The sequence below is a fragment of the Maribacter sp. ACAM166 genome, from assembly GCF_005771495.1.
Taxonomy (GTDB): Bacteria; Bacteroidota; Bacteroidia; order Flavobacteriales; family Flavobacteriaceae; genus Maribacter.
This window is the reverse complement of the sequence record NZ_VAUW01000090.1, coordinates 1-1,874: the sequence shown is the minus strand read 5'-3', so window position 1 is coordinate 1,874 and position 1,874 is coordinate 1. Positions and strand designations below refer to the sequence as shown.

The 1,874-nt window shown below is 41.1% G+C and carries 1 protein-coding gene; it reads left to right on the top strand.

The window, feature by feature from the left end; translation table 11 throughout:
* The first annotated feature begins 366 nt into the window (after window positions 1-366).
* On the top strand, window positions 367-1,701 hold the full coding sequence (gene tnpC, locus ES765_RS21450) for an IS66 family transposase (RefSeq protein WP_138116575.1): 1,335 nt from the start codon (window positions 367-369) through the stop codon (window positions 1,699-1,701).
* Window positions 1,702-1,874 lie beyond the last annotated feature (173 nt).

The following is a 1,874-nucleotide window of genomic DNA, read 5'->3' as shown; positions in this document are numbered from 1 at the left end:
ACCTTTGCTCTAAGGTCAATTGTTTGTAATGTTTCATCAAAACGAATATAAATATTGAGCCTAAAACAGATGGGGCTAGCCCCATCTGTTTTAAATATTCGTGTTGCACTTATGACTTGAACTTAGAGAATATATAAAATGAACTTTTAGATATAATTATTGAACTTTTTTTGCCGAAATGCTAAAGGAGATTCCTCTTCCTGTTTTGTGAAGTATTGACTAAAATATGAAGGTTCATTAAACCCTAACTGATATGAAATTTCGTAACTAATCAGTTTAAATAAAGTTACCGAATAATTTGGATCGAAACCAATAATTTCGGATCTTGTTTCTATCGAGAAGGACAGGATTATATCGGAACTTATCATGCGTCTGGAAAGGCTTGAATACCGGGTGCTCGAACTTGAAAAGGAGAATGCGCAACTGCGTGAACGCCTTGCCAAATATGAAAACCCCAAGAACAGCCGTAACAGTTCGATTCCACCTTCCAAGGACGGGAACCGTCCAAAGAAGAATCAAAGTCTTCGCAGATCTACCGGTAAAAAGCCAGGTGGTCAGCTGGGCCGTAAAGGGCATACCTTGGAAATGACATCCGTACCCGACCGGATTATAGATTTAGTTCCCCAATATTGCAACAATTGTGGTCTGTCTTTGGAGAAAGTCATTGCTGTCGGGCATAGAACACGTCAAATTGTGGACATACCACCTGTTAAAGCTGTTTGGACCCAGTACCGCACCTACGGTAAAAAATGTGACTGTGGCAGATGCACCGTGACGGATTTCCCCCAAGGAGTGGATGCCCCCGTAAGCTATGGGGGAAATATCGAAGCACTTATCGGCTATTTTCACGCGCGCCAGTATTTGCCCTTTGCGAGAATGAAGGAAATGATGAACGATGTCTTCAATATCGACATCAGCGAAGGCGGTCTACATTGTTTATTGAATCGTTTTGCCAATAGGGCAACACCTTTTTATCAAATGATTAGGGAAAGAATCTCCAGTGCCATGGTTATCGGAACGGATGAAACAGGTGTAAAGGTAAACGGTGACAAAAATTGGTTCTGGACTTGGCAAACTTCCCGTTTGACCTATATCGCCCACAGTAACACAAGGGGCAAGTTGGCTATTGAGGCTAATTTTCCCCATGGTTTCCCCAATGCTACTCTGGTACGTGATGGATGGAGGGCACAAATGGCCACCAAGGCAAAATACCATCAGACCTGCCTACCACATCTATTGAGACATTTAAACTACCTGAACGAAAAATATGGCGGTAACCAATGGGGCAAGAACTTCCAGGCGTTGCTTTATGATGCCATCAATCTATCCAAAAATCAGAATATCGGGCAACGGGATATTGAAAGGACCAATATCGTACAACGACTAGGTAAGCTAATGGAAAGACCTCCCGATAAAGAACATGGGGAACTCTATACCTTTTACAAACGTATGTGCCGTGAAAGAAGGCATCTGTTCACATTTCTTTTCATACAAGATGTCCCCTCGGATAATAACGCATCCGAAAGGGCCATTCGCAATGTGAAAGTGAAACAGAAAATATCGGGGCAGTTCAAAACCGCAAAAGCAGCCCAGAACTTTGCCAAAATACGATCCGTCATAGATACCACAATCAAAAATGGAATGAATGTCTTGGATGCATTGGCTCTTATCGCTGAAGCAAAGCCTCAAAAGACAAACTGATTAGTTACGAAATTTCTTTTATACTAAAATCACTATTTAATAAAAGTCTAAGTTCAAGTCATAAGTGCAACACGAATATTTAAAACAGATGGGGCTAGCCCCATCTGTTTTAGGCTCAATATTTATATTCGTTTTGATGAAACATTACAAACAATTGACCTTAGAGCAAAGGT

Excerpts from the sequence above, each read along its gene's own strand:
- tnpC (WP_138116575.1), top strand. The coding sequence starts at position 367 with ATGCGTCTGGAAAGGCTTGAATACCGGGTGCTCGAACTTGAAAAGGAG.